The sequence below is a fragment of the Cohnella sp. CFH 77786 genome (assembly GCF_019400745.1).
GTDB lineage: Bacteria > Bacillota > Bacilli > Paenibacillales > Paenibacillaceae > Cohnella.
This window is the reverse complement of the sequence record NZ_WJIB01000004.1, coordinates 103,994-124,970: the sequence shown is the minus strand read 5'-3', so window position 1 is coordinate 124,970 and position 20,977 is coordinate 103,994. Positions and strand designations below refer to the sequence as shown.

The 20,977-nt window shown below is 60.3% G+C and carries 19 protein-coding genes; 18 read left to right on the top strand and 1 reads right to left on the bottom strand.

The annotated features are described in order from the left end of the window. Positions 1–291: 291 nt before the first annotated feature. The 7 genes from GE107_RS07690 (at position 292) to GE107_RS07660 (ending at position 8,286) form a co-directional block, all read left to right on the top strand. Positions 292–1,251: a lysylphosphatidylglycerol synthase transmembrane domain-containing protein gene (locus tag GE107_RS07690; protein WP_219639111.1), complete on the top strand. Its 960-nt coding sequence runs from the start codon at positions 292–294 to the stop codon at positions 1,249–1,251. Beyond that, complete coding sequence (locus GE107_RS07685; protein ID WP_219639110.1) at positions 1,248–2,720, top strand: alkaline phosphatase family protein; 1,473 nt, start codon at positions 1,248–1,250, stop codon at positions 2,718–2,720. The genes GE107_RS07690 and GE107_RS07685 overlap by 4 nt, the downstream gene beginning before the upstream one ends. A gap of 32 nt (positions 2,721–2,752) precedes the next feature. After that, positions 2,753–3,463 carry a glycosyltransferase family 2 protein gene (locus GE107_RS07680; protein ID WP_219639109.1) on the top strand — a complete coding sequence of 237 codons (711 nt, stop codon included), beginning with the start codon at positions 2,753–2,755 and terminating at the stop codon, positions 3,461–3,463. Positions 3,464–3,478: 15 nt separating this feature from the next. Then, positions 3,479–5,056, top strand: coding sequence for a glycosyltransferase family 39 protein (locus tag GE107_RS07675; protein WP_219639108.1), 1,578 nt, complete (start codon positions 3,479–3,481; stop codon positions 5,054–5,056). A gap of 170 nt (positions 5,057–5,226) precedes the next feature. Next, positions 5,227–6,000, top strand: a complete 774-nt coding sequence (locus GE107_RS07670; protein WP_219639107.1) for a hypothetical protein — start codon at positions 5,227–5,229, stop codon at positions 5,998–6,000. A 42-nt stretch (positions 6,001–6,042) separates the two neighbouring features. Next, positions 6,043–7,260 (top strand): hypothetical protein, encoded by a 1,218-nt coding sequence (locus GE107_RS07665; protein ID WP_219639106.1) that lies wholly within the window; start codon positions 6,043–6,045, stop codon positions 7,258–7,260. A 21-nt stretch (positions 7,261–7,281) separates the two neighbouring features. After that, positions 7,282–8,286, top strand: coding sequence for an FTR1 family iron permease (locus GE107_RS07660; protein WP_219639105.1), 1,005 nt, complete (start codon positions 7,282–7,284; stop codon positions 8,284–8,286). A gap of 1,003 nt (positions 8,287–9,289) precedes the next feature. On the opposite strand, the gene GE107_RS07655 is transcribed toward GE107_RS07660, so the two are convergent. Continuing rightward, positions 9,290–9,823 (bottom strand): hypothetical protein, encoded by a 534-nt coding sequence (locus tag GE107_RS07655; RefSeq protein ID WP_219639104.1) that lies wholly within the window; start codon positions 9,821–9,823, stop codon positions 9,290–9,292. A 196-nt stretch (positions 9,824–10,019) separates the two neighbouring features. On the opposite strand from GE107_RS07655, the gene GE107_RS07650 reads away from it, so the two are divergent. Genes GE107_RS07650 through GE107_RS07600 form a run of 11 tightly spaced genes read left to right on the top strand, consistent with a single transcriptional unit; the run spans position 10,020 to position 20,498 of the window. Further along, complete coding sequence (locus tag GE107_RS07650; protein ID WP_219639103.1) at positions 10,020–10,391, top strand: NADH-quinone oxidoreductase subunit A; 372 nt, start codon at positions 10,020–10,022, stop codon at positions 10,389–10,391. Then, positions 10,376–10,891, top strand: coding sequence for a NuoB/complex I 20 kDa subunit family protein (locus tag GE107_RS07645; RefSeq protein WP_219639102.1), 516 nt, complete (start codon positions 10,376–10,378; stop codon positions 10,889–10,891). Before GE107_RS07650 ends, GE107_RS07645 begins: the two co-directional genes overlap by 16 nt. Continuing rightward, positions 10,891–12,048 (top strand): NADH-quinone oxidoreductase subunit C, encoded by a 1,158-nt coding sequence (locus tag GE107_RS07640; RefSeq protein ID WP_219639101.1) that lies wholly within the window; start codon positions 10,891–10,893, stop codon positions 12,046–12,048. Before GE107_RS07645 ends, GE107_RS07640 begins: the two co-directional genes overlap by 1 nt. Before the next feature lie 7 nt (positions 12,049–12,055). Next, a complete protein-coding gene (locus tag GE107_RS07635) occupies positions 12,056–13,156 on the top strand; it encodes an NADH-quinone oxidoreductase subunit D (protein WP_219639100.1) in 1,101 nt (366 codons plus the stop codon). Beyond that, positions 13,156–14,178 (top strand): NADH-quinone oxidoreductase subunit NuoH, encoded by a 1,023-nt coding sequence (gene nuoH, locus GE107_RS07630; protein WP_304516716.1) that lies wholly within the window; start codon positions 13,156–13,158, stop codon positions 14,176–14,178. The genes GE107_RS07635 and nuoH overlap by 1 nt, the downstream gene beginning before the upstream one ends. Before the next feature lie 4 nt (positions 14,179–14,182). Next, the gene (gene nuoI, locus GE107_RS07625; protein ID WP_219639099.1) at positions 14,183–14,632 is read left to right on the top strand and encodes an NADH-quinone oxidoreductase subunit NuoI; all 450 of its coding nucleotides are present in this window, start codon (positions 14,183–14,185) and stop codon (positions 14,630–14,632) included. Next, positions 14,629–15,153 (top strand): NADH-quinone oxidoreductase subunit J, encoded by a 525-nt coding sequence (locus tag GE107_RS07620; protein WP_219639365.1) that lies wholly within the window; start codon positions 14,629–14,631, stop codon positions 15,151–15,153. Before nuoI ends, GE107_RS07620 begins: the two co-directional genes overlap by 4 nt. 2 nt (positions 15,154–15,155) lie before the next feature. Next, complete coding sequence (nuoK, locus tag GE107_RS07615) at positions 15,156–15,458, top strand: NADH-quinone oxidoreductase subunit NuoK (RefSeq protein ID WP_370636321.1); 303 nt, start codon at positions 15,156–15,158, stop codon at positions 15,456–15,458. Positions 15,459–15,461: 3 nt separating this feature from the next. Next, entirely contained in the window at positions 15,462–17,327 is a 1,866-nt protein-coding gene (nuoL, locus tag GE107_RS07610; protein ID WP_219639097.1) for an NADH-quinone oxidoreductase subunit L, read from the top strand. Further along, positions 17,328–18,944 carry a complex I subunit 4 family protein gene (locus tag GE107_RS07605; RefSeq protein ID WP_219639096.1) on the top strand — a complete coding sequence of 539 codons (1,617 nt, stop codon included), beginning with the start codon at positions 17,328–17,330 and terminating at the stop codon, positions 18,942–18,944. 3 nt (positions 18,945–18,947) lie between these two features. Continuing rightward, entirely contained in the window at positions 18,948–20,498 is a 1,551-nt protein-coding gene (locus GE107_RS07600; RefSeq protein WP_219639095.1) for an NADH-quinone oxidoreductase subunit N, read from the top strand. Positions 20,499–20,977: the final 479 nt, after the last annotated feature.

Here is a 20,977-nt window from a genome sequence, read left to right as displayed (position 1 = left end):
GCAGACTCACCAGACTCACCAGACTCACCAGACTCACCAGACTCACCAGACTCACCCAGACTCACGCAGACTCACCAGACTCACCCAGACTCACGCAGACTCAGCCAGAATAATTCTCTTTATCCCAGTTTACCCCAGGTAAACCCGCATCCCAGGAAATACCAGGCAAACACTCATTTGACGCTGTGGGCGCCCGCAAGTATACTAAGTAGAATGTTGAGAATTGTTCTCATCTATAATCGCCGCCGTAGCAGCGGACAACTCTGCGAAGCTCTAATCGGAGGAAAAGCGATGGTTTCGATAGCGAAAATACTGCGGGGAGCCGTCGGCGTCGCGATGCTGGCGGTTTTCGCTTGGTTGGCGGGACGTTATCTGCAGGTCCGCGAGCTGTCGGCCGCCTTCTCCTCCTTGCTCCGATCACCGGGAATACTCGTGATCATGACAATCGCTTACGCCGCGTCGTTCCTGCTGAAATCCGCGGCCTGGAAGCTGTACGCCAATGCCAGGCAATCCGCGTGGAAACACGTCGCGCCGCTCGGTTACAGCCTCTTCATCAACCACCTGCTCCCCATCAAAGCAGGCGACCTCGTTCGAACCGGTCTGGCTGCCAAACTAGAGCGCCAAAACTGGGACGAGGCACTCCACACGGTCGCGGTCATGAGGGTGATGGATATATCCGTTCTTCTGCTGTTCGGGGGAATCGGATTAGCCGTACTCGGCGTCGATTGGGTTCCGGGCGGCGGTTTCTTCATCGCCGGGGCGGCGGTGCTCGGCCTGATCCTCCTGCTGGCAGGACTTCGTTTCGCCAACCAACGCGGCATCCGATTCGCAGAAAGGCAGCTCCTGCTGCTCCGGCGACTGAGAACGCGGAGAGCGTTTCAGGCCTGGCTGATCACAGCCGCAAGCTGGGTGTTCGAGGCTGTCGTTCCATTCGGAGTGCTGATCGCCTTGAAGACTCAGATCCCTTTCGGTGAAGCTGTCTGGGTCAACAGCATGACGGTGGCCGGCCAGCTGTTCCATGTGACGCCGGGCGGGATCGGGACGTACGAGACGACGATGTCGGCCTCGTTGGCCGCTCTTGGCGAGGAGCGGTCCGCCGCCCTTACCGCCGCGGTCGTCTCGCACGCTTATAAATTCCTATTCGCGTTCGCGGCAGGGGCCGTTTCCTGGCTCATCCTTCCGATCGGAACGCGTGATATCACCCGGTGGCTCCGAAGCCGCCGTACCGGAAAGGAGGAGCCTGCCCAATGAAAAGGGCTTCCGGATTCGAAATCATCGCCGCTCGCGCATGGAACCTGCTCAACGAAGGACGTCCGTTTACGCCGATTTTCGTGCTCGGCACCTTCCTGCTCTACCACGCGGACAGCTGGACCAACGCCGGCTTCTGGACCGCTCTGGCGGTAGCGTTACTCGGAACGCTCCCGCTTTTTTACGCCTACTTCATCTACGACTTCCCTTTATATCTCCGGAATTACCTGTGGCTCCCGCTCGTCGCGGCTATCGTCCTATGGGGAGGCGCCCGCGAGACGCTATCGCTCTGGCTGGCCGGAATCGGGCTGTTTTTCTTTTTTACGGTGTTTTTCTGGGGCACATTCTACTATCACTTGCGGATCGGCACCTCTTGGCTCAATTTCACGCGGTTCTGGAAACTCGTCCTGCAGCACAGCGATTCCACGAGCGGCAATGCCCAAGAACAGCTTCCCAAAACGATGCTGCTCCTCTACATGATGGAAATGCTCTACCGGTGGAGCCGCAATCCCTTCGGACCGACATCGGCGGCATGGATGGAAGCGATCGTTTTCGGATGCGCGGTGCTTATCTATGCTTGGTTGCTGCACCGTTATCTGTTCGACTGGAAGCCGAAGGAGCGCCGGGAATCGCCGGAGACGCTGCCGCCCGTGACCGGTGCCGTGAGCAAAAAAGTGTACGTTCTCGTCGTCGACGGCATGCGCAAGGACAGGTTTGAGGAGGCGGACGCCCCGTTCTTGAAGAAGCTGCGCGCCCAAGGTACGGAATACACCGCCATGGAGACGGTGTATCCGGCTCGGACGGTCGTCTGTTTCTCTTCCATGTTCACGGGCACGTATCCGAAGGAGCACGGCATAGCATCGAACATGGTGTGGAGGCTCGGCGTCCGGACGGAAACGATTTTCGACTCGCTCCGGAAGGTCGGCAAAACGGGAAGGTTGGTCGGCATCGCCCACCTGATCGACTCCATGGGCGACGATGTGGACGCGGTAACGGCGGTCGCGCACTATGACAAGGCCGACCCGATGGCCGTCGAATTGGCGAAGCAGGTGGTGGAGCAGCGCAATCCCGACCTGCTTGTGCTCCAGCTCATCGGCACGGATCAAATCGGACACAGCCGAGGCGCGTTATATGACGAGTACCGGACAAAAATCGAACAAGCCGACCGCCTGCTGGAAGAGTTCGTCGGCTGGCTCGACAGCCGGGGTTTGATGGAGGAAGCCACGATCATCGTATGCGCGGACCATGGACAAGCGATCGGCATCGGCGGTCACGGACACCTGGATGAAGGGGAGCGGTGGGTGCCGTTTTTCATGGCAGGCCATGGCGTCCGGGAAGGCGTCAAAATCGACATGCCGCAAACCCTCGTTTCGATGGCTCCGACTTTGGCCTACCTGCTCGGCGCGCCTTATCCCAGCCACAGCAGGGGGCCCGTGCTAACGGATGCCCTGAAACCGCGCGAGCGACCCTAACCATTTACCGAACGCAAAGGAAAACCGACTTCATGAAAATCATCGTGTTTCTGCCAGCCCATAACGAAGCCCTGAACATCGGGGGCGTCATCTCGAGAATTCCCCGCCGCTTCAGACCCGGTGCCGAAGTGGAGGTGCTCGTGATCGACGACGGCTCCACGGACGGAACGGCAGACGCCGCACGCAGGGCGGGAGCCGACCATGTCGTTTCTTTCCCTTCGAACCGGGGGCTGGGCGCGGCGGTGAGGGAAGGACTCAAGCTCTGCTGCGAACTGGGCGCGGACATCGGGCTCATGATCGACGCCGACAACGAATATCCCCCGGAGCAAATCCCGGACGTGCTCGCGCCCATCCTGGACGGCACGGCCGACTACACGATGGGCTCGCGGTTCAAAGGCAACATCTGGGGCATGACGCTGACGCGCAGACTGGGCAATTACGCGTTCACGTTTCTCCAATCGTTGCTGCTGCGCCGTTGGATATGGGACGGGCAGTCCGGCATGCGCGGCTTCAGCCGGCGGGCGATGCTGGCTGCGCGGATCGTGCACGATTACAATTACGCGCAGGTTCTGACGTTGAATCTGGTCCGGCAAGGCTTCCGGATGATGGAAGTGCCGATCCATTACCGCGTCCGAACGCAAGGGGAATCGTTCATCAAGTTCCGGGCGTACGTGTCCCGCGTGCTGCCCGCGATTTGGCGGGAGCTGAGGCTGCCGGCGCGAGGTTCGGATCCGAGAAAATAGCGGGGAGGCGAGAGGATGAACGGGGCAAAAGCGGAGAGCGCAAGAGCGGAGAGCGCAAAAGCGGAAAGGGCAAAAGCGGAGAGCGCAAAATCGGAGAGACTCGGTGCGGCGGCGGTGCTGACGCTTGTGCTGGCTTATGCGGCGTTCGGGGTGTTCCATCTGTCGCCTTGGGCCGCCTCCTGGGACGAGGTCGATTTCACGCTCGCCCTTGACCGCTTCGACCTGCTCGCCATGCAGCCGCACGCGCCCGGTTACCCTTATTTCATCCTCGGCGGCCGGCTCATGCGCCTGCTGTCGGGAGATCCCGTGCTCGCCCTCGGCGGATGGAATCTGCTGCTCGCCTCTTCTTCCGCTTGGCCCATCTACCGGATCGCCCGCCGCTGGATTCCGCCTGTATCCGCTTCCCTGGCCGCGGCGATCGTGCTGACGCTGCCGATGAATTGGACGCTCTCCGTCCGGCCGATGTCGGAAGGGGCGGCTTTGGCGCTGCTATGGTGGTTCCTCTGGTCGCTCGTAAGGCTCGCCGAGCGGCGTTCGAACGGACGTTGGCTGGCCGCGGCGTTCTTGTTCGGCTTGCTGATGGGGACGCGTCTGTCCTATGTGCCTTTTGGAATCGGTCTGTTGATCGCAGGGATCGTCGAAGCGCGAGATCTACGAAGGACCGTTACGCAACGCGTACTTAGGCTTACCGGTTGGGCGGCGTCCGCGGCGGCTTTCCAATTCTTCTGGGTGGGGGCCGTCGCGGCGGCGGAAGGAGGATTTGCGGAAACGCTTCGTTTGTTCGCGGGTTTCGGGGAAGGCCACTTCACCGAGTGGGGCGGCGGGGTATCGCAAGCCGGATTGCCGTTCGGGGAACGGATCTGGCGCTTCGCCGCCGACAATTGGCTGTGGACGGGAACGTTTGCCCGCTTCGTTCCATTGGCGGTCATAACCGGAGCGTTGCTGATCTGGACAGCCTGGGGATGGCGACAACGTTGGGCGGTTTCCAATCGCCCGAATGCAAGCAGCCTTCGCCGTCTGACCGCATCGCCAGCCTTCATTCTCGCCGTTTGCGTACTCGCCTATGCCTTATGGGCGCTGCTCGGGCAAAACATCGCCAAACCCCGCCATGCCGCGCCGCTCGCCGCGTTGTCGATGTTCGCCCTGGCGGCCTGCGCGCTTCGGCTTCGCATCGGCAGAAGCAGAAGCGCCGCAATCGTGCTCGCCGTCCTGCTCGCCGCGCTGCAAGCTGCGGAAGGGGCGCGGCTCGTTTCCCTCCAGCAGCACGAACGCCCGGCCGTCTATCAATTGGCTGACGCGCTTGCGAAGGATTCGGAATCTTCCGCTATCCTGTACACGTGGGAGGAAGAGAGGGTGCTGCGCTACCTGAATGTACCTATACAGACCCAACCTATTTTCACCTATGAGTACTTCCTGGCCAATGCAGCCGCGGAGCGAGGCTCCCGAATTCTGCTCACGGGCAGCGTTTGGGACGAGTTCCGCCGGCAGGCGGACGTCCCGGCGGCCAAAGTACGCCTTCTCGCCGTTTACCGGTCGGATTCCCGGCTGGATCCGGTGTACGGAACGATCGCGCTTTATGAGTGGAAAGGATAGCCGAAGGACATTCTGTAACCAATTGGTGACAATCGCCCTTCTGCTATTGACACCGCCATTGAAAATGATTATCATTACCTCTGGAGCCGGCGAGAACGCGAAACCCGCCCGGTCTCCCGAGGATACATAACCTCGATTCGGCAGCCTCGGATCGACCGGAAGGTGGAAGGATGAAACTGCTTAAAGTCCGTACGTTGATCGCCTTGTTTTCGGTCCTGCTCATGGCCGGAATCTTTCCCGCGTCCGCCGGCGCGTATTCCTACGGGAACGCGAATACGGAGGCCGTGGCCGAAACATTCAAATTGATCGTTTCCAAGCTGAACGCGGACAGCCCCGATTGGACTGCAGCCAAAGCGGCTTACGCGGAAACCCGCTCGGAGATCGATTCCCATTTCGGCAAGGATGTCACGAAGGAATTGGACGACGCGTTCGCGGCGCAAGACAAGGACCGCGTGCTCAAGGACTGGAAGGGCGTTCTCGTCCTGAACCTCGACCGGCGCTTCACGTATGCGGAGCAAGGATTCGAGAACTATAGCGACACCAAGCTGCTGTTGGCCAAGGCGCGCGCCACTTACGAGGCGTTGAAGCCTTACCTGTCGGGGACGCCCGCCGAAGGCAAGCTGACCGAGCTCGACCAGGCTTTCGACAAGGCGCTCGAAGCGCTCGGCAATCCGGGTCTGCTCGGCGTGGGCAAGAAAGATCCGAATCCCGAAGCTTTCAAGCAAAATATCAAGCTGATTTACGATACGATCGCGCCGCTGTTCCCGATGGCGGGGGCAGCCGCAGGGGGCGGGGCAACGCTGGATCCGACGGCTTCGCCCGCGGCCCATGCGCCGATGGCCGAAACGAACAAAACCAACGCCTCCGTTACGATCGGTGCCATCGCAGTCGTCGTCCTCCTCGCCGCTTTGCTGTTCTGGCGGATGCGGCGCCGCAAAGCCTAAATTCATTTCAATCCATTATCAGACTGAGGGGTCCCAAAAAACATGAACAAGATTTCCGCATCGCTCGCCGTCGTACTGATTGCCGCAACGCTTTCCGCTTGCGGTTCCAAAAATAACGAAGCAGCGTCTTCCGCACCCGCGGCGTCGCCCGCTTCCGCTTCGGCTTCATCTTCTCCCGCCGCTTCGCCTTCCGCATCTCCTTCGGCTTCGCCGTCCGCCTCGCCTGCCGAGTCCGCTTCGCCTTCTCCCGCGCCTCTTGCGCTGGACGTGCCGAAGCTGACGGCCGACTACAAGGCGATCGTCGAGATGGCGGAAGACAAGAAAGACCTCAAAACGATTCAGCAAACGTACCAGCAAAATTTCCAAACGTACGTGAAAGCGATCGACGCCACGCTGAAGGAAGGTTCTCCTCTCATCGACGAGAATATTTCGTTCGTGCTCGATCACGCGATCGCCGGCGACATGAACGCGGACCAAGTGGCGGAAGCCGTGGAGAAAGGCCTGATCTGGTACTTCTACTTCCAAGTGAAGGACCTGGTCAACAAGCAAGCGGGCCCGGCGCTGAAAGACGGCGACACCGCCAAAGCGTCCGCGCTTCTGGAGCAAGCCGTTCAAGCTTACAAAGGCGTACTGGAGCCGTTCGTCGAGAAACGCGATAACAAGTTCAAGACGACGATGAAGGATTCGATTGCCAGCGCCGTCATCCCGGCGCTCCAAGCCGACGTCAAAGCCGGCAATTACGCCGACTTCAACGTGCATCGCCAGATGCTCGACAAAACGCTGATCAAAGCGTTCACGCTCGCGACGTATGCGTACGGCGAGAAAATGCCGAAGGTCGAGAAAGCCGAGCAAGCCAAGGAGATGACGGAAGGCTACTTCCTGTTCCTGCCGGTCTACGCTTACTTGAAGGGCGGCAGCGAAGCCGACGCCAACGCCGTCAAAGAAGCTTTCGGTTCGGGGGACGCCTCCAAGGTCGTGCCCGCGAAAATCAAAGCCTCGCTCATCGCGGCCCTGACCGGCAAAGTGAAGGAATATTTGGAGGAATCCCAGCAAGAATTGAAAGACGGCAAAAAAGACGACTCGCGGGTCCACGCGATGGAAGCGGCCATGTTCGTATCCGCTCATGAAGTGTTCCTTGGTTCCGGCTACGCGTCCGTTTCTTCCGCGAGCGAAGCTTATGTCAAAGCGATCGACGAAGGCAATGCCGACGAAGCGAAGAAGCAAGCGGACGCGATTCTCGCCGCCTTGTCCAAACTGTAAGCAACAGGAGTGACCCCCCCCATGAACGTGCAAGCCTTTCTCATTACGTTCCGCGAGGCGATGGAAGCGATTCTGATCGTAGGCGTCATTCTGACGTACCTCAAACGGATCGGCGAAACCCGTTGGAACAAATGGGTATGGGTCGGAGTCGCGCTGGCTCTGGCGGCGAGTTATGGGGTGGCGCTCCTGTTCCAGGTGGCGCTCGACGGCTACGAGAGCATGTCGAACCAGAACTATCTGCGCATCGGCATCATGCTGGCGTCGGCCGTGCTGCTTACCCACATGATCCTGTTCATGAGCAAGCAGAGCCGCAATTACCAGCTCAGCGTGCAGACCAAGGTCGCCGCGATCCTGACGACGGGCGGCGTCATGAACATGATTATCCACTCCTTCCTCATTACGCTGAGGGAGGGCGTGGAGACCGTGTTTTTCTTCGCCGCGATCGGCGGGGGCGACATTCAGTCGGCCATGCAGAACTGGGGGGCGCTGCTTGGCCTCGTGGCGGCGTGCGTTCTCGGTTACGCGTTCTTCCGGGGCACGAAGCGGATTTCGCTGAAGCATTATTTTCGGGCGACGAGCGTGTTCCTGATGCTGATCGCCGGCGGGTTGCTCGTGCAAGCGGTCGGCATCATGCAGGATATCGGCATCATCGGCTCCGTTTACCGTACCCCCGGCGGGCAAATCGCGGAAGTGTACAACATCGAGTGGCTGATGCCGGAGCATCCCAACGACGAAGCCCACTATATCCGGGATACCGGACACCATCCGCTGATCAACGGGCAGGTCGGCATTTTCTTCAAGGCATTTCTGGGCTACACCCAAAACCCGTCGCTCGAGGAGTTCGGCGTTTACTGGGCGTATTACTTCTTCGTGTTCTTCATCTTGACGCGGCGACCGAAACCGGCTGCCATTCCGGCGGCTGGAGCTGCGAAATCGGGCGCGGGGACGGAGACGGCCGGAAATGCGGCTTTGCCGGATAAGGGCGCGGAAACGTTGGGCACGGCAGCTCGGAGCCAAGGGGCATAAGGCGGACCCAAGGGGCATAAGGCGGACCCAAATCCGTTAAAGCGCCCGTACTTCCGCCAACCCGCCGAAATAACGTCCCACGTGCAGGAAATCGCTCGTATTTCCGCCAACCCGCCGAAATAAGGTCCCACGTGCAGGAAATCGCTCGTATTTCCGCCAACCCGCCGAAATAAGGTCCCACGTCCACTGGTATGAGTGGCGGATTGTTTAGGCACGAAGACGAATTTAACCGGATTTTCGCTGAGGCGAAGGTCCGGTTTTTCGGTTCCAATGGACACTAAATCGCACGTTACCCCAGTGATCCGCCGCAATAGTGCCTCTCCGCCACTAAATCGCACGTGGCGCCGGTGATGCGCCGAAATAATGTCTCTCCGCCACTAAATCGCACGTTGTCCCAGTGATGCGCCGCAATAGTGCCTCTCCGCCACTAAATCGCACGTTGCCGCGGCGATCCGCCGCAATAGTGCCTCTCCGCCACTAAATCGCATGTTGTCCCAGCGATCCGCCGCAATAGTGCCTCTCCGCTACTAAATCGCATGTTGCGCAGTGATGCGCCGAAATAATGTCTCTCCGCCACTAAATCGCACGTTGCCGCGGCGATCCGCCGCAATAGTGCCTCTCCGCCACTAAATCGCACGTTACCCCAGTGATCCGCCGCAATAGTGCCTCTCCGCTACTAAATCGCACTTTACCCCAGTGATCCGCCGCAATAGTGCCTCTTCGCCACGAAATCGCACGTTGTCCCAGTGATGCGCCGCAATAGTGCCTCTCCGCCACGAAATCGCACGTTGTCCCAGCGATCCGCCGCAATAGTGCCTCTCCGCTACTAAATCGCACGTTGTCCCAGTGATGCGCCGCAATAGTGCCTCTCCGCCACTAAATCGCACGTTGTCCCAGTGATGCGCCGAAATAATGTCTCTCCGCCACTAAAACGCACGTTGCGCCAGCGATCCTCCGATCTAGCGTTTCTGCGCCGCCAAAATGCCACAAATCGACGGCTGTCCTACCGCCGAGGCGAATCGCCTACATTGACGGTGGTGATGCCGTAGCGCTGCGGGGTTTCGGCCGTCGCTCCGAACCAGACATCGCCTTTGCCCGCCATGACGCCTTCTTCGTTCACGAAGAGCGTGTCCGCGTCTTGTGCGGCAAGAGCTTTCCGGACCTTCTCGGTCATGATCCGTTCGTATTGCTTCACGAAATCTTCTTTCGTCTTCACTTCAACCGCCACTTTGCCGACGTTGACCCGAATCGGATACAGCGCGTGCTCGGCAACCTTCTCTTTGTCATTGGCCGCGACCGCCGTTTTCAAGTCCTCGAACATTTGCCGGAACGCGGCCGGATCGCTTACCCCCGCTGCGGCGTACGGATTCTCCGCGGAAGGAGACCCGCCGGAGGCTTGCGGAGCCGACGAACCGGACGTTTCGCCTGACGTTCCGCCGCTCGAGCCGCATCCTGCAAGGGAAATCGCAAGAGCAGCCGACAGAACCATCGCAGTCATCAAACGCAGCATCGCAACGGTCACATTCGCCTTTTTCAAAATCCATTCTTCCTCTCTTGTCAGATCGGATACCATTATATCACTTCAAGGAATCGAGCGTCCGATCGGGGCCTTGGGCTTGAAAACGCTTTTTCATGGACTTGGATGGGAGCATTTGTTATAATTGTGAAGGAAAATTGACCGTCAGGCCAAGCCAGGCGGCATTTTTTCGACTTCGAAGCGCGGAGGTAAGCAGGTGGAGAAGTACATCAATTCGTACGTCATCGTTACCGTTTTCCTCGTCTTAGGGATTGCTTTTCCGATATTCGTGCTGTCGCTCGGCAGGCTGCTTCGTCCCCATAAACCTTCCCCGGGCAAAGAAACCACCTACGAGAGCGGCAACGATCCCGTCGGAGACAGCCAAATCCGCTTCAACGTCCGCTATTACCTGTACGCCCTGATGTTCGTCGTTTTCGATGTCGAAACCGTTTTCCTCTACCCTTGGGCCGTAGCCTATCGACAGCTCGGCCTATTTGCGTTGGTGGAAATGGTTATATTCATCGGGCTGCTCCTCGTCGGCCTGATCTACGCCTGGAAAAAGAAGGTGCTGCAATGGAATTCGATTTAGAGAAGGTGACGCCGGAAGAGCGTCAGGAAATCGAACGAAACGTCTTTTTCGGCACCATCGAGCAATTGAAGGGCTGGGCCCGGAGCAACTCGCTTTGGCCGCTCACTTTCGGTCTGGCGTGCTGCGCCATCGAAATGATGACCGCCGGAGCGCCCCACTACGATTTGGACCGGTTCGGCGTCATGTTCCGGACATCGCCGCGCCAAGCGGACGTGATGATCGTTTCGGGAACGGTAACCAAGAAAATGGGACCGCTGCTCAAACGCCTCTACGACCAAATGCCGGAACCGAAATGGGTCATCGCGATGGGTTCCTGCGCCACGGCCGGAGGTCCGTATATCAAATCGTATTCCGTCGTCAAAGGCGTGGACCAGATCGTGCCGGTCGACGTCTATATTCCGGGCTGCCCGCCCAATCCGGCGGCCCTTATTTACGGAATCAACAAACTGCAGGAGAAAATCCGTTATGAAGCCAAGACCGGGAAGCAGGTGACCGGCTGATGAGCGATGAGCTGAAACGCGAAAACGGGCAGGGGGCGGAAACCGAGCAGGGAACGGAATCGTCCGGAGCGCAAGAGAGCCCGGCTGAAGCCCCGGCCGGGGCCGCGCCCGCGAATCCGCCGGAAGCCGAGGCAGCCTCCGCGCCTGCGGCTGAGGCTCCGGCGCCGGCAGCGGAAGAGCCGGCAGCAACGGAAGCTCCGGCAGCAGATGCGTCAACCGGCACCAAACCTTCGCCTTCGATAGAGGCACCCGCATCCGCGCCCGCCGAGGAAACGACGGTAGAATCCGCCCCCGCGGCGGAAGCGCCTCCAGCAACGGCGGCACAAGCAACAGGTACGCCGGCAACACCCGCACCCGCAGTGGAAGCGCCGGCAGCAGGTACGCCGCCCGCCCCGGCGGCGGAGGCCGCCGCACCCGCCTCCGCCGCGGAAGCAACGCCGGCGCCGGCAGCCGAGGCCACACCCGCCGCGCCCGCCGCAGAAGGCTCGTCCGGCGACGCGCCTCCCCGCCGCAAGGAGACGGACGAAGAGAAGGCCGCCCGCCGCAAAGCCGCCCTGGAGGCGAAAGAAGCGGCCAAAGCGGCCGCCGCCCAGGCGAAAGCCGCCGAAGCCAAGGCTCCGGCGGCCGCGGAGGCGGGGGCGAACGACGGAGCGGCCGCGCCGCCTCCGAAGCCGCCTTCGCCGAACCAGCCCCGGCTCGACCGCGCCGTCGCCTTGATCCGCGAACGGGTTGGCGAGGATGCGGTGGAAGAAGCGTATATCAACGAACCGAACGACCATCTGCCTACGCTTGTCGTGAAGGGCAGCCGCTGGTTCGAAACCGCGAGGCTGTTCCGGGACCATGAGGAGCTTACCTGCGGTTATTTGCGCAACGTCTCCGGCGTAGATTATGAGACGTACATGGAAGTCGTGTACTATCCGCTGAACATGGAGCGTCGCCAAACCTACTGCATCAAGGTGCGCACGGAGCGTGAGCAGCCGTCCGTTCCTTCCGTCACGCCGATCTGGGAGACCGCCAACTGGAACGAACGCGAAATTTACGACCTGCTCGGCATCGATTTTCCGGGACATCCGAACCTGACCCGCATCATGATGCCCGACGACTGGGTCGGCCATCCGCTCCGCAAAGACTACGTACCGCTCGACCCGGAGGTGTAAGCTAAGCGTGATTCGTACCGAAGAACTGCTGCTGAACGTCGGCCCTCAGCATCCGAGCACGCACGGCGTGTTCCGGATCGTGGTCAAGCTCGACGGCGAAATCATCACGGAAGCGACCCCCGTCATGGGTTACTTGCATCGCGGCACCGAGAAGCTGGCCGAAAACCTGAACTTCACGCAAATCATTCCTTATACCGACCGGATGGACTACGTGTCCGCCATGACGAACAATTACGTGCTCTGCCACGCCGTCGAGAAGATGATGGAGCTCGAGGTTCCGGAACGCGCGGAATTCCTCAGACTCATCGTCATGGAGCTGCAGCGGATCGCCAGCCACCTCGTTTGGTGGGGCACCTATCTGCTGGATATTGGCGCCCTAAGCCCGTTCCTGTTCGCGTTCAGCGACCGCGAGCGGATCCTGCAATTGTTCAACGAACTGTGCGGCGCTCGGCTCACTTATAACTACATGCGCGTCGGCGGCGTCAAATGGGATGCCCCGGAGGGCTGGATCGACCGGACGAAACAGTTCGTGAAGGACATGCGCCTCCGGCTGGACGAGTACCACAATCTAGTCAGCGGCAACGAAATCTTCCTCTCCCGGATCAAGGGCATCGGCAAGTACGACGCGGCCACCGCGATCGCGTACGGGTTGTCCGGGGCCAACCTGCGCAGCACCGGGGTTGAATGGGATCTTCGCAAAACGGAGCCTTACAGCTTGTACAGCCGATTCGATTTCGACATCGTGACCGGCAAGAACGGCGATTGCTACGACCGGTACCTCTGCCGCTTGGGAGAGATCGAGCAGAGCATCCGCATTCTTGAGCAGGCGCTTGAACATTTCCCGGGCGACGGGGAAACGATGGGCAAAGTTCCGCGCGTCATCCGGCCGCCGGCCGGAGAGATCTACGTGCGCATCGAATCGCCGCGCGGCGAGATCGGCTGCCATATCGTGTCCAAAGGCAAGGCGGAGCCCTATCGGCTGAAGTTCCGCCGGCCTTCGTTCGTGAACCTGCAAATCCTGCCTAAGCTTCTCGTCGGCGAGAGCATGACGAACCTGGTCACGATCCTCGGCGGCATCGATATCGTGCTCGGGGAGGTCGACTGCTGATGGAACCGTTAAGCTTTATCGACAAGCCCCTTAGCTGGGGCCATGCGGCGATCTTCATCGCCATGGCGATCGGCGTTCTCGCGTTCGTGATTCTGTTCGTGACGTACGCCATCTACTTCGAACGCAAGGTGATCGGCTGGATGCAGTTCCGCAAAGGCCCGAACCGGGTAGGCCCGCTCGGCCTGCTGCAGACGGTGGCGGACGTGTCCAAGCTGCTACTCAAGGAGGATACGATTCCGGCCAAGGCGGACCGCGGGCTGTTCATCCTCGCGCCCGTGCTGGCGTTCGTACCGTCCTTCGCGGTGCTGGCGTTCATCCCTTACAGCCAAAACCTCCAATTCGCCGACCTGAACGTCGGCTTCCTGTATTACATCGCGCTCTCCGGAATCACGACGATCGCCATCGTCATCGGCGGCTGGGCGTCGAACAACAAGTACGCCCTGCTCGGGGGCATGCGGTCTGCCGCGCAGATGATCAGCTACGAGGTTCCTCTGGTCATCTCCGTCGTCGGCTGCGTCATGCTGGCGGGCAGCTTGAACCTGCGCGACATCGTGGCCGCCCAAGCGGGCTACTTCTGGCATTGGAACTTCCTGCCGCAGATCGTGGGCTTCGCCGTGTTCATCGTCGCCGCGATCTCCGAGCTGAACCGGACGCCGTTCGACTTGCCGGAAGCCGAGTCGGAGCTGGTCGCGGGCTACCATGTCGAGTACAGCGGATTCCGGTTCGCGTTCTTCATGCTGTCGGAGTACGTCTACGTGTACGCGATCGCCTGCTTGACGACGCTGCTCTTCCTGGGCGGCTGGAATCCGCCCCTTCCGCAGCTCGACATCATTCCGGGCGTCGTCTGGTTCTTCCTGAAATTCGCCTTCATCGTGTTCAGCCTGTTCTGGATCCGCGCGACGTTCCCGCGACTGCGGGTCGACCAGCTGATGGGGCTGGCCTGGAAAGTGCTGCTGCCGCTCGCCATCCTCAACATTTTCATCACGGCCGCTTTGATCGAACTGTTCGGAATGGGAGGTTGACGACATGAAAGGTATGATCAAAGGCCTTGGCGTCACGCTGAAAACGATGGGCGCCAAGAAGGTGACCTTGTCCTATCCCGACGTTCCGATCGAGATGCCGGACCGCTTCCGCGGGATCCAATACGTCGACCAGGAAAAATGCATCGTGTGCAACCAGTGCGCGCGCATTTGCCCGACGGAATGCATCACGCTCTCCGGCAAGCCGAACCCGGACCCGGAGAAGAAGGGCAAGGTTCTCGACACGTTCGACATCAATTTCGAAATTTGCATCTTGTGCGACCTGTGCACGGAGGTATGCCCGACCGAGGCGATCGTCATGACGAACAACTTCGAGCTCGCCGCCTACAGCCGTGACGATCTGTTCAAGGATCTGAAATGGTTGGGCAGCAACACCGAGAATATCCGCCAGGACAACAACAATATCGGGGCACCCCAGAAGGGGGCCAAGGCCTGATGAATTTCAACATCCAATTGACCGGGGAATTCATCGCTTTCTTCGCGCTGGCCGTCTGCGCCATCGTCGGCGCGGTCATGGCGCTCAATTTCACGAAGGTCGTCCACACGGCCTTGTCCCTTGCGTTCACCTTTATCGCCCTGGCGGGGCTGTACGTGGTGCTGGACGCCGAATTCGTGGCCTTCGTCCAAGTGCTGCTTTATGTCGGCGCGATTACGATCCTGATGATTTTCGGCATCATGATGACCAAGCATCAGGGCGAAGGGCAAGAGCCGGCCCGGCCGCTGCTCGAGACGCTGGCCGCGGTCGGCTGCCTGTGCCTGCTCGCCATCTTGATCTTCGCGATCCGCGACGCCGATTTCCCCGCGGAAACCGCATCGCTTCCGGCGGACACCACGCGGGAAATCGGCATGCAGCTGTTCACGCGGATGGCGGTTCCGTTCGAGCTCGTTTCGGTGCTGCTGACCGTCGCCTTCATCGGCGCGATCGCGCTCGCCAAGAAGGAGGAGGATCCGAAATGAACATGCTCGCCTCCTACCTGACGCTGGCCGCCGTCCTGTTCTGCGTCGGCTTGTACGGGGTGCTGACCAAACGCAATGCCATCATCGTCCTGCTGTCCATCGAACTGATGCTCAACGCGGTGAACCTGAATCTCGTCGCCTTCTCCAAATACGGCGTACAGCCTTCGCTCACCGGGCAAATTTTCTCCCTCTTCACGATGACCGTCGCCGCCGCGGAAGCCGCCGTCGGCGTCGCGATCCTGGTTGCGATCTACCGGGCCAAAACTTCCGTGAACGTGGACGAATTCGACGAGTTGAGGAGGTAGCGCATGAGTTCCCTGGCAGAATACGCCTGGCTCGTTCCGGTGTTCCCGGCCGCCGCGTTCGCCGCCCTGACGGCCATGGGCCGCGGAGCGGGACGCGCGGGCGCCTGGATCGGCACGCTCGCCAGCCTCGTATCCCTGATCTTGTCCCTGCTCATCGCGGGTCAGCGGTTATCCGGCACGGCGGAAGAGTACAGCAACCATTTCGATTGGATCCAGGTGGGCAACACGACCCTGCCGATCGGCTTCGAAGTGACCAACCTGACGAGCCTGATGCTCGTCGTGGTCACGTTGGTCAGCTTTCTCGTCAATTTGTACTCGCAAGGCTACATGAAGGACGACGAGAGAATCTCCACCTTCTTCGCCTACGTGGCGCTGTTCTCGGCTTCCATGCTCGGCCTCGTCCTTTCCTACAACCTTCTGACGATGTACATTTTCTGGGAGCTGGTAGGCGTCTGTTCGTTCCTGCTGGTCGGTTTCTGGTTCCGGAAGCCGGAGGCGAGAGCCGCGGCCAAGAAGGCGTTCATCGTCACCCGGATCGGGGACCTTGGCCTCTTGATCGCAATCCTCCTGCTGTTCTGGTACATGCCGAACCACGAACTTGATTTCACCAACCTGCATAACGTTTTCGGCACGCAGACGGGCGTCATCTCGACAGGAATCACGACGCTGATCGCGCTCTTGATCTTCCTGGGAGCGGTGGGCAAATCGGGCCAATTCCCGCTTCACGTCTGGCTTCCGGACGCCATGGAAGGCCCGACGCCGATCAGCGCGCTGATCCACGCCGCGACGATGGTCGCCGCCGGCGTGTTCCTCGTCGCGAGAACGTTCGATATTTTCCACGCCTCGCAGGCCGCGATGGACACCGTAGCCGTCATCGGCGCGTTCACCGCGATTTTCGCCGCTACGATCGGGCTTGCCCAGAACGACATCAAGCGGATTCTGGCGTACTCCACCGTCAGCCAGCTCGGCTACATGATGCTGGCGCTCGGGGTCGGATCCGTCAGCGCGGCGATGTTCCATCTGTTTACCCACGCCTTCTTCAAAGCGCTTCTGTTCCTCGGGGCGGGCAGCGTCATTCACAGCGTCCATACGCAGGATATCCGGGAGATGGGCGGACTCGGCGGCCGAATGAAAATCACGGCGTGGACGTTCGGCATCGGCGCGCTCGCGCTGTCGGGCATTCCCCCGCTGGCCGGATTCTGGTCCAAGGACGCCGTACTGACGGCCGCGCTCGACGGTCATCCGGTTTACTTCGTCGTCGGGGTCGTCGCGGCGTTCTTCACGGCGCTGTACATGGCGCGGTTGTTCTTCCTGGTGTTCGCGGGCAAACCGCGCGGCGACGCCCATGCGCACGAGTCTCCGGCCGTCATGACGATTCCGCTCGTCGTGCTTGCCGTGCTGGCAGCCCTTGCCGGGTTCGTGCAGACGCCGTTTAACGGATGGTTCGGCGAATGGCTGACCGGCGAGGCGGAGCAAGAGCACGCCAGCGGCTTGGTCATCATCGTGTCGACGGCCGTCGGGCTGCTGGGCGTCTACCTCGGATGGCTGATTTATGCCAAAGGCACCGTGCGTCGGGACATCGTCTCGTCCCGCATGCCCGGTGTGGTCCGGCTGCTGGAGCGCAAATATTACGTTGACGAACTCTACCATTACGTTATCGTGAAACCCCTCGAAGGGTTGGGCAAGCTGCTGATTGCTTTCGACGACTATGTCGTCGACGGGGCCGTTCGGCTCGCGGGCATGTCCGCTTCCGCGATCGGGCGGCTGAACACGCGGCTGCAAAGCGGCCAAGTGCAAGGGTACGTCCTGACGGCGCTCATCGGTCTGGTCATCCTCGCGCTCGCTGTCGCCGGAAGGAGGTTCTGGTAAATGCTCGAGAACATTCCGGTCCTGTCGTTGATCCTGCTGTCGCCGCTCGCCGGCGCTTTGCTCGTGCTTCTGCTGCCGGGACAGCGAAGCGTCTGGCTGCGGGCCGCCGCGCTCGTTTTCACGCTGATCCCGCTCGCCCTGACGTTATGCCTGTTCGCCGCGTATCGTCCCGGCGTCGGGGGCGCCGCGTTCACGGAGCATTACACCTGGCTGTCGGTGCCTTTGAACAAGGAAATGATTAACGCCAAATCGCTGTCGATCGCATTCGATTATCACCTGGCGGTGGACGGCATTTCGCTGCCTCTGTTGCTGCTGTCCGCGATCGTTTCGGCGATGGCGCTGCTGGCTTCGGTACACATCCGCAAACGCTGGAAAACGTTCTACTCGTTGTTCCTGCTGCTCGAAACCGGCATGTACGGCGTTTTCTTGGCCCGCGACCTCATCGAGTTCTTCATCTTCTTCGAACTGACGCTGATCCCGATGTTCTTCCTGATCGGCATCTGGGGATATTACGGGCGCGAGAAGGCGGCTACCCGCTTCCTCGTCTACAACGGACTAGGCTCCGCGGCCATGCTGCTGGCGTTCCTGATCCTGATCGCAACCGCGGGATTCACGGCCGTCCAAGGGGCAGACGGATATACCGTCCAATTTAGCGGCAGTTATGACGTGTTGCTTAAGAATCTGGCGGATCCTCAGTCGTACGCGAATAACGCATCGGAAGAAATGGCCGGACTCGGCGTTTTCTTGTCGGACAATCTCAAATGGGCGGCTTTTATCCTGCTGCTGGTGGCGTTCGGGATCAAAATCCCGATTTTTCCGCTCCATACCTGGATGCTCCGCGTGCATACGGAGGCACCTCCGTCGGTCGTCATGATCCACTCCGGCGTCCTGCTCAAAATGGGCGTGTACGGCTTGATCCGCTTCGGCGCGGCGCTCTTCCCGGCTCAACTGGCCGACTGGTCGACCGTGATCGCCGTGCTTGGCGTCATCAACATCCTGTACGGAGCCGTCCTGGCTTGCGTGCAGAAGGAATTCAAGCTCGTGCTGGCCTACTCCAGCATCAGCCACATGGGGATCGTGCTGCTCGGCATCGCATCGCTCCATGAGGTGGGGCTGCAAGGCGCGGTCTTCCAATCCGTGTCGCACGGATTGATATCCGCGCTGCTGTTCCTGCTCGTGGGCAGCTTGTATGAGCGCACGGGCACGACGCAGCTGGGCGAATTGGGCGGGCTGGCCAAATCGGTTCCGTTCCTGTCGGGCATTCTGCTCACCGCCGGCCTGGCTTCGCTGGGGCTGCCCGGACTGTCGGGCTTCGTCGGCGAATTCCTGGCGTTCCTCGGCCTGTTCGGGTCGATGAAAGGGATGACCGCAGTCGGGGTGCTCGGCATCCTGTTCGCCGCCGTCTATATCCTCCGTAGCGTGCTCGGCATCACGTTCGGACCGCTGCAGGAACGCTGCGCGGACATCAAAGACGCCCGCTTCGTCGAAGCGTTGCCGATGATCACTTTGACGGCTCTCATCGTGCTGCTCGGAGTATACCCGTCCATTCTAACCGACGTGATGCAGCACGGCTTCGTCGGGCTGCTCGAACATTTCCAACAGAGGACGGGGGGCTGACGCATGATCCATTTGCCTACACTAACCTGGAGCGATGCCTGGTACCTCGCCCCCGAGCTGACGTTGTCGATCTTCGCGGTCGTGCTCGCCGTCCTGGATCTGTTCCTGCCGAGGAGCTGGAACCGCAACATCATCGGATGGCTGACCCTAGTCGGGTTGGCGTCGGCAGCCGCGTTCGTCGTCTGGCTGATGATCGATTTCAAAAATGCGGCCGCGGCGCACCCGGAAGATCCGACGGCGGCTTTCCGCAATTTGCTTGGCGGCAGCTACCGGATCGACGATTTCGGAAACCTGCTGAAGCTCGTCTTCCTGGGCGCTTCCGGCTTTATCGTGCTTTCGTCCCTCGGTTCCGTAAGGAGTTCGGACATTCCGCTTAAAGGCGAATTTTATTACTTCATGCTGCCCGCCGCGCTGGGCGCGATGGTCATGTCTTCGTCCGGCGACCTGATCACGCTGTTCGTCGGCTTGGAGCTGCTTAGCATCACTTCCTACATCCTGGTCGGCATGCGCAAACGGAGCGGGCTGTCCGCGGAAGGCGCGTTCAAGTACCTGGTTGCCGGGGGAGTCGCCTCCGCGTTCGTCCTGTACGGGATGTCCTTCTTGTACGGCGTAACGGGAACGACGAATCTGGCCTTCATCGGCGAAGGCATTCCGGCAGCGATCACCGATTACCGGGCGCTGGTCTACGTGGCCTTCTTCCTGATGACGGCGGGGTTCGCCATGAAGCTTGCCCTTGCGCCGTTTCACGCCTGGGCGGCCGATGTGTACCAGGGGGCGCCGACCCCGGTCACCTCCTTCCTGGCCGTCGTCTCCAAAGGAGCGGCGTTCGCCATGCTGTATCGGATTTTCATGAACACCGCCTTTTTCGCCAAAGACGATCCGTTCGTACAGAAGGATTTGTATCTCGGCCTGTCCGTGTTGGCGGCGGCCGCCATGATCGTAGGGACGGCGGGCGCGCTGCGGCAGCGCCAAGTCAAGCGGCTGCTGGCCCTGTCCGGCGTTGCGAATGCCGGCATTCTGCTGACGCCGCTGGCGATTCATCTGACGCCTCTGCATTCGTCGCTGTTTTCCGAATTCGTCTACTACCTGATCGCTTATGCTTTCATGAACATCGGGGCCTTCGCCGTGCTGACGGTCGTTAGCCGGGGCTCCGGCAACGAGTCGCTGTCCGGATTCGCAGGCCTGTATTACCGGGCGCCTTGGACCGCGGCAGGCATGACCGTGCTGCTGTGCTCGCTCTCCGGTCTGCCGGTGACGGGCGGATTTTTCGGCAAACTGTTCATCCTCTTCGGGACCGTGCAGACGGGTGCCTATTGGTTGGCCGCGATTCTGCTCGTCACCACCGTCGTCTCGTATGCCGTATATTTTTCCTTCATCCGGCAAATGTACATGAGAAGCGGGTCCGACGATTCGTCGATCCGGATCCCGGGACCGGCGGGCGTCACGATCTGGCTTTGCGTCGCGGCGACGCTGGCGCTCGGTTTTCTGCCCAAGCCGGTGCTCGGCTGGATTGACGCGTTGTTCTCGATCCCGGCGGATTTTCTTGCCAGATAGCGTTCTGGAGCGACCTTGAACCATCCCTTTGCGGTCGCGCGAGGGATGGTTTTTTTGCGGTTGTTCGCTTATCGCGCATGTACCATTGGAACGCATTTATTCGGGAGATTGCGACCAAAGACCCTATTTTACAAAACGAAGAAGGGAAAATCGTGTCGATAATCGAAGAACTATTGTAATGGCGAAAAGAAGGCGAGTTTCGGAAGGGATGAACGGAATTTCCAGGCTTCCGCATCCGTTCCGTTATCGTGACGCTCGCCGGACAGACGGTATTGCTCCCAGGGGCGGGAGCAGATGAAGGAAACCGGAACCGGCTTCCGTTCATCGCCGCTTGCCGTCCGGTAACGCCGATACGCGCATAGGTTCCATCCGCTTCGGATAGAAGCGCGCGCGAAACCGCCCGACATTTCCCGAGTAGACGGGCTGGCCGTTCGAACGCGCTTCGCGGACGGTCGGGTACAAACGTGACTCCTCCAGAT

What these genes read in the sequence shown, in the direction of transcription:
- GE107_RS07690 (WP_219639111.1), top strand. Translation starts at nt 292, where the DNA reads ATGGTTTCGATAGCGAAAATACTGCGGGGAGCCGTCGGCGTCGCGATG.
- GE107_RS07685 (WP_219639110.1), top strand. Translation starts at nt 1,248, where the DNA reads ATGAAAAGGGCTTCCGGATTCGAAATCATCGCCGCTCGCGCATGGAAC.
- GE107_RS07680 (WP_219639109.1), top strand. Translation starts at nt 2,753, where the DNA reads ATGAAAATCATCGTGTTTCTGCCAGCCCATAACGAAGCCCTGAACATC.
- GE107_RS07675 (WP_219639108.1), top strand. Translation starts at nt 3,479, where the DNA reads ATGAACGGGGCAAAAGCGGAGAGCGCAAGAGCGGAGAGCGCAAAAGCG.
- GE107_RS07670 (WP_219639107.1), top strand. Translation starts at nt 5,227, where the DNA reads ATGAAACTGCTTAAAGTCCGTACGTTGATCGCCTTGTTTTCGGTCCTG.
- GE107_RS07665 (WP_219639106.1), top strand. Translation starts at nt 6,043, where the DNA reads ATGAACAAGATTTCCGCATCGCTCGCCGTCGTACTGATTGCCGCAACG.
- GE107_RS07660 (WP_219639105.1), top strand. Translation starts at nt 7,282, where the DNA reads ATGAACGTGCAAGCCTTTCTCATTACGTTCCGCGAGGCGATGGAAGCG.
- GE107_RS07645 (WP_219639102.1), top strand. Translation starts at nt 10,376, where the DNA reads ATGGAATTCGATTTAGAGAAGGTGACGCCGGAAGAGCGTCAGGAAATC.
- GE107_RS07640 (WP_219639101.1), top strand. Translation starts at nt 10,891, where the DNA reads ATGAGCGATGAGCTGAAACGCGAAAACGGGCAGGGGGCGGAAACCGAG.
- nuoH (WP_304516716.1), top strand. Translation starts at nt 13,156, where the DNA reads ATGGAACCGTTAAGCTTTATCGACAAGCCCCTTAGCTGGGGCCATGCG.
- nuoI (WP_219639099.1), top strand. Translation starts at nt 14,183, where the DNA reads ATGAAAGGTATGATCAAAGGCCTTGGCGTCACGCTGAAAACGATGGGC.
- nuoK (WP_370636321.1), top strand. Translation starts at nt 15,156, where the DNA reads ATGCTCGCCTCCTACCTGACGCTGGCCGCCGTCCTGTTCTGCGTCGGC.
- nuoL (WP_219639097.1), top strand. Translation starts at nt 15,462, where the DNA reads ATGAGTTCCCTGGCAGAATACGCCTGGCTCGTTCCGGTGTTCCCGGCC.
- GE107_RS07605 (WP_219639096.1), top strand. Translation starts at nt 17,328, where the DNA reads ATGCTCGAGAACATTCCGGTCCTGTCGTTGATCCTGCTGTCGCCGCTC.
- GE107_RS07600 (WP_219639095.1), top strand. Translation starts at nt 18,948, where the DNA reads ATGATCCATTTGCCTACACTAACCTGGAGCGATGCCTGGTACCTCGCC.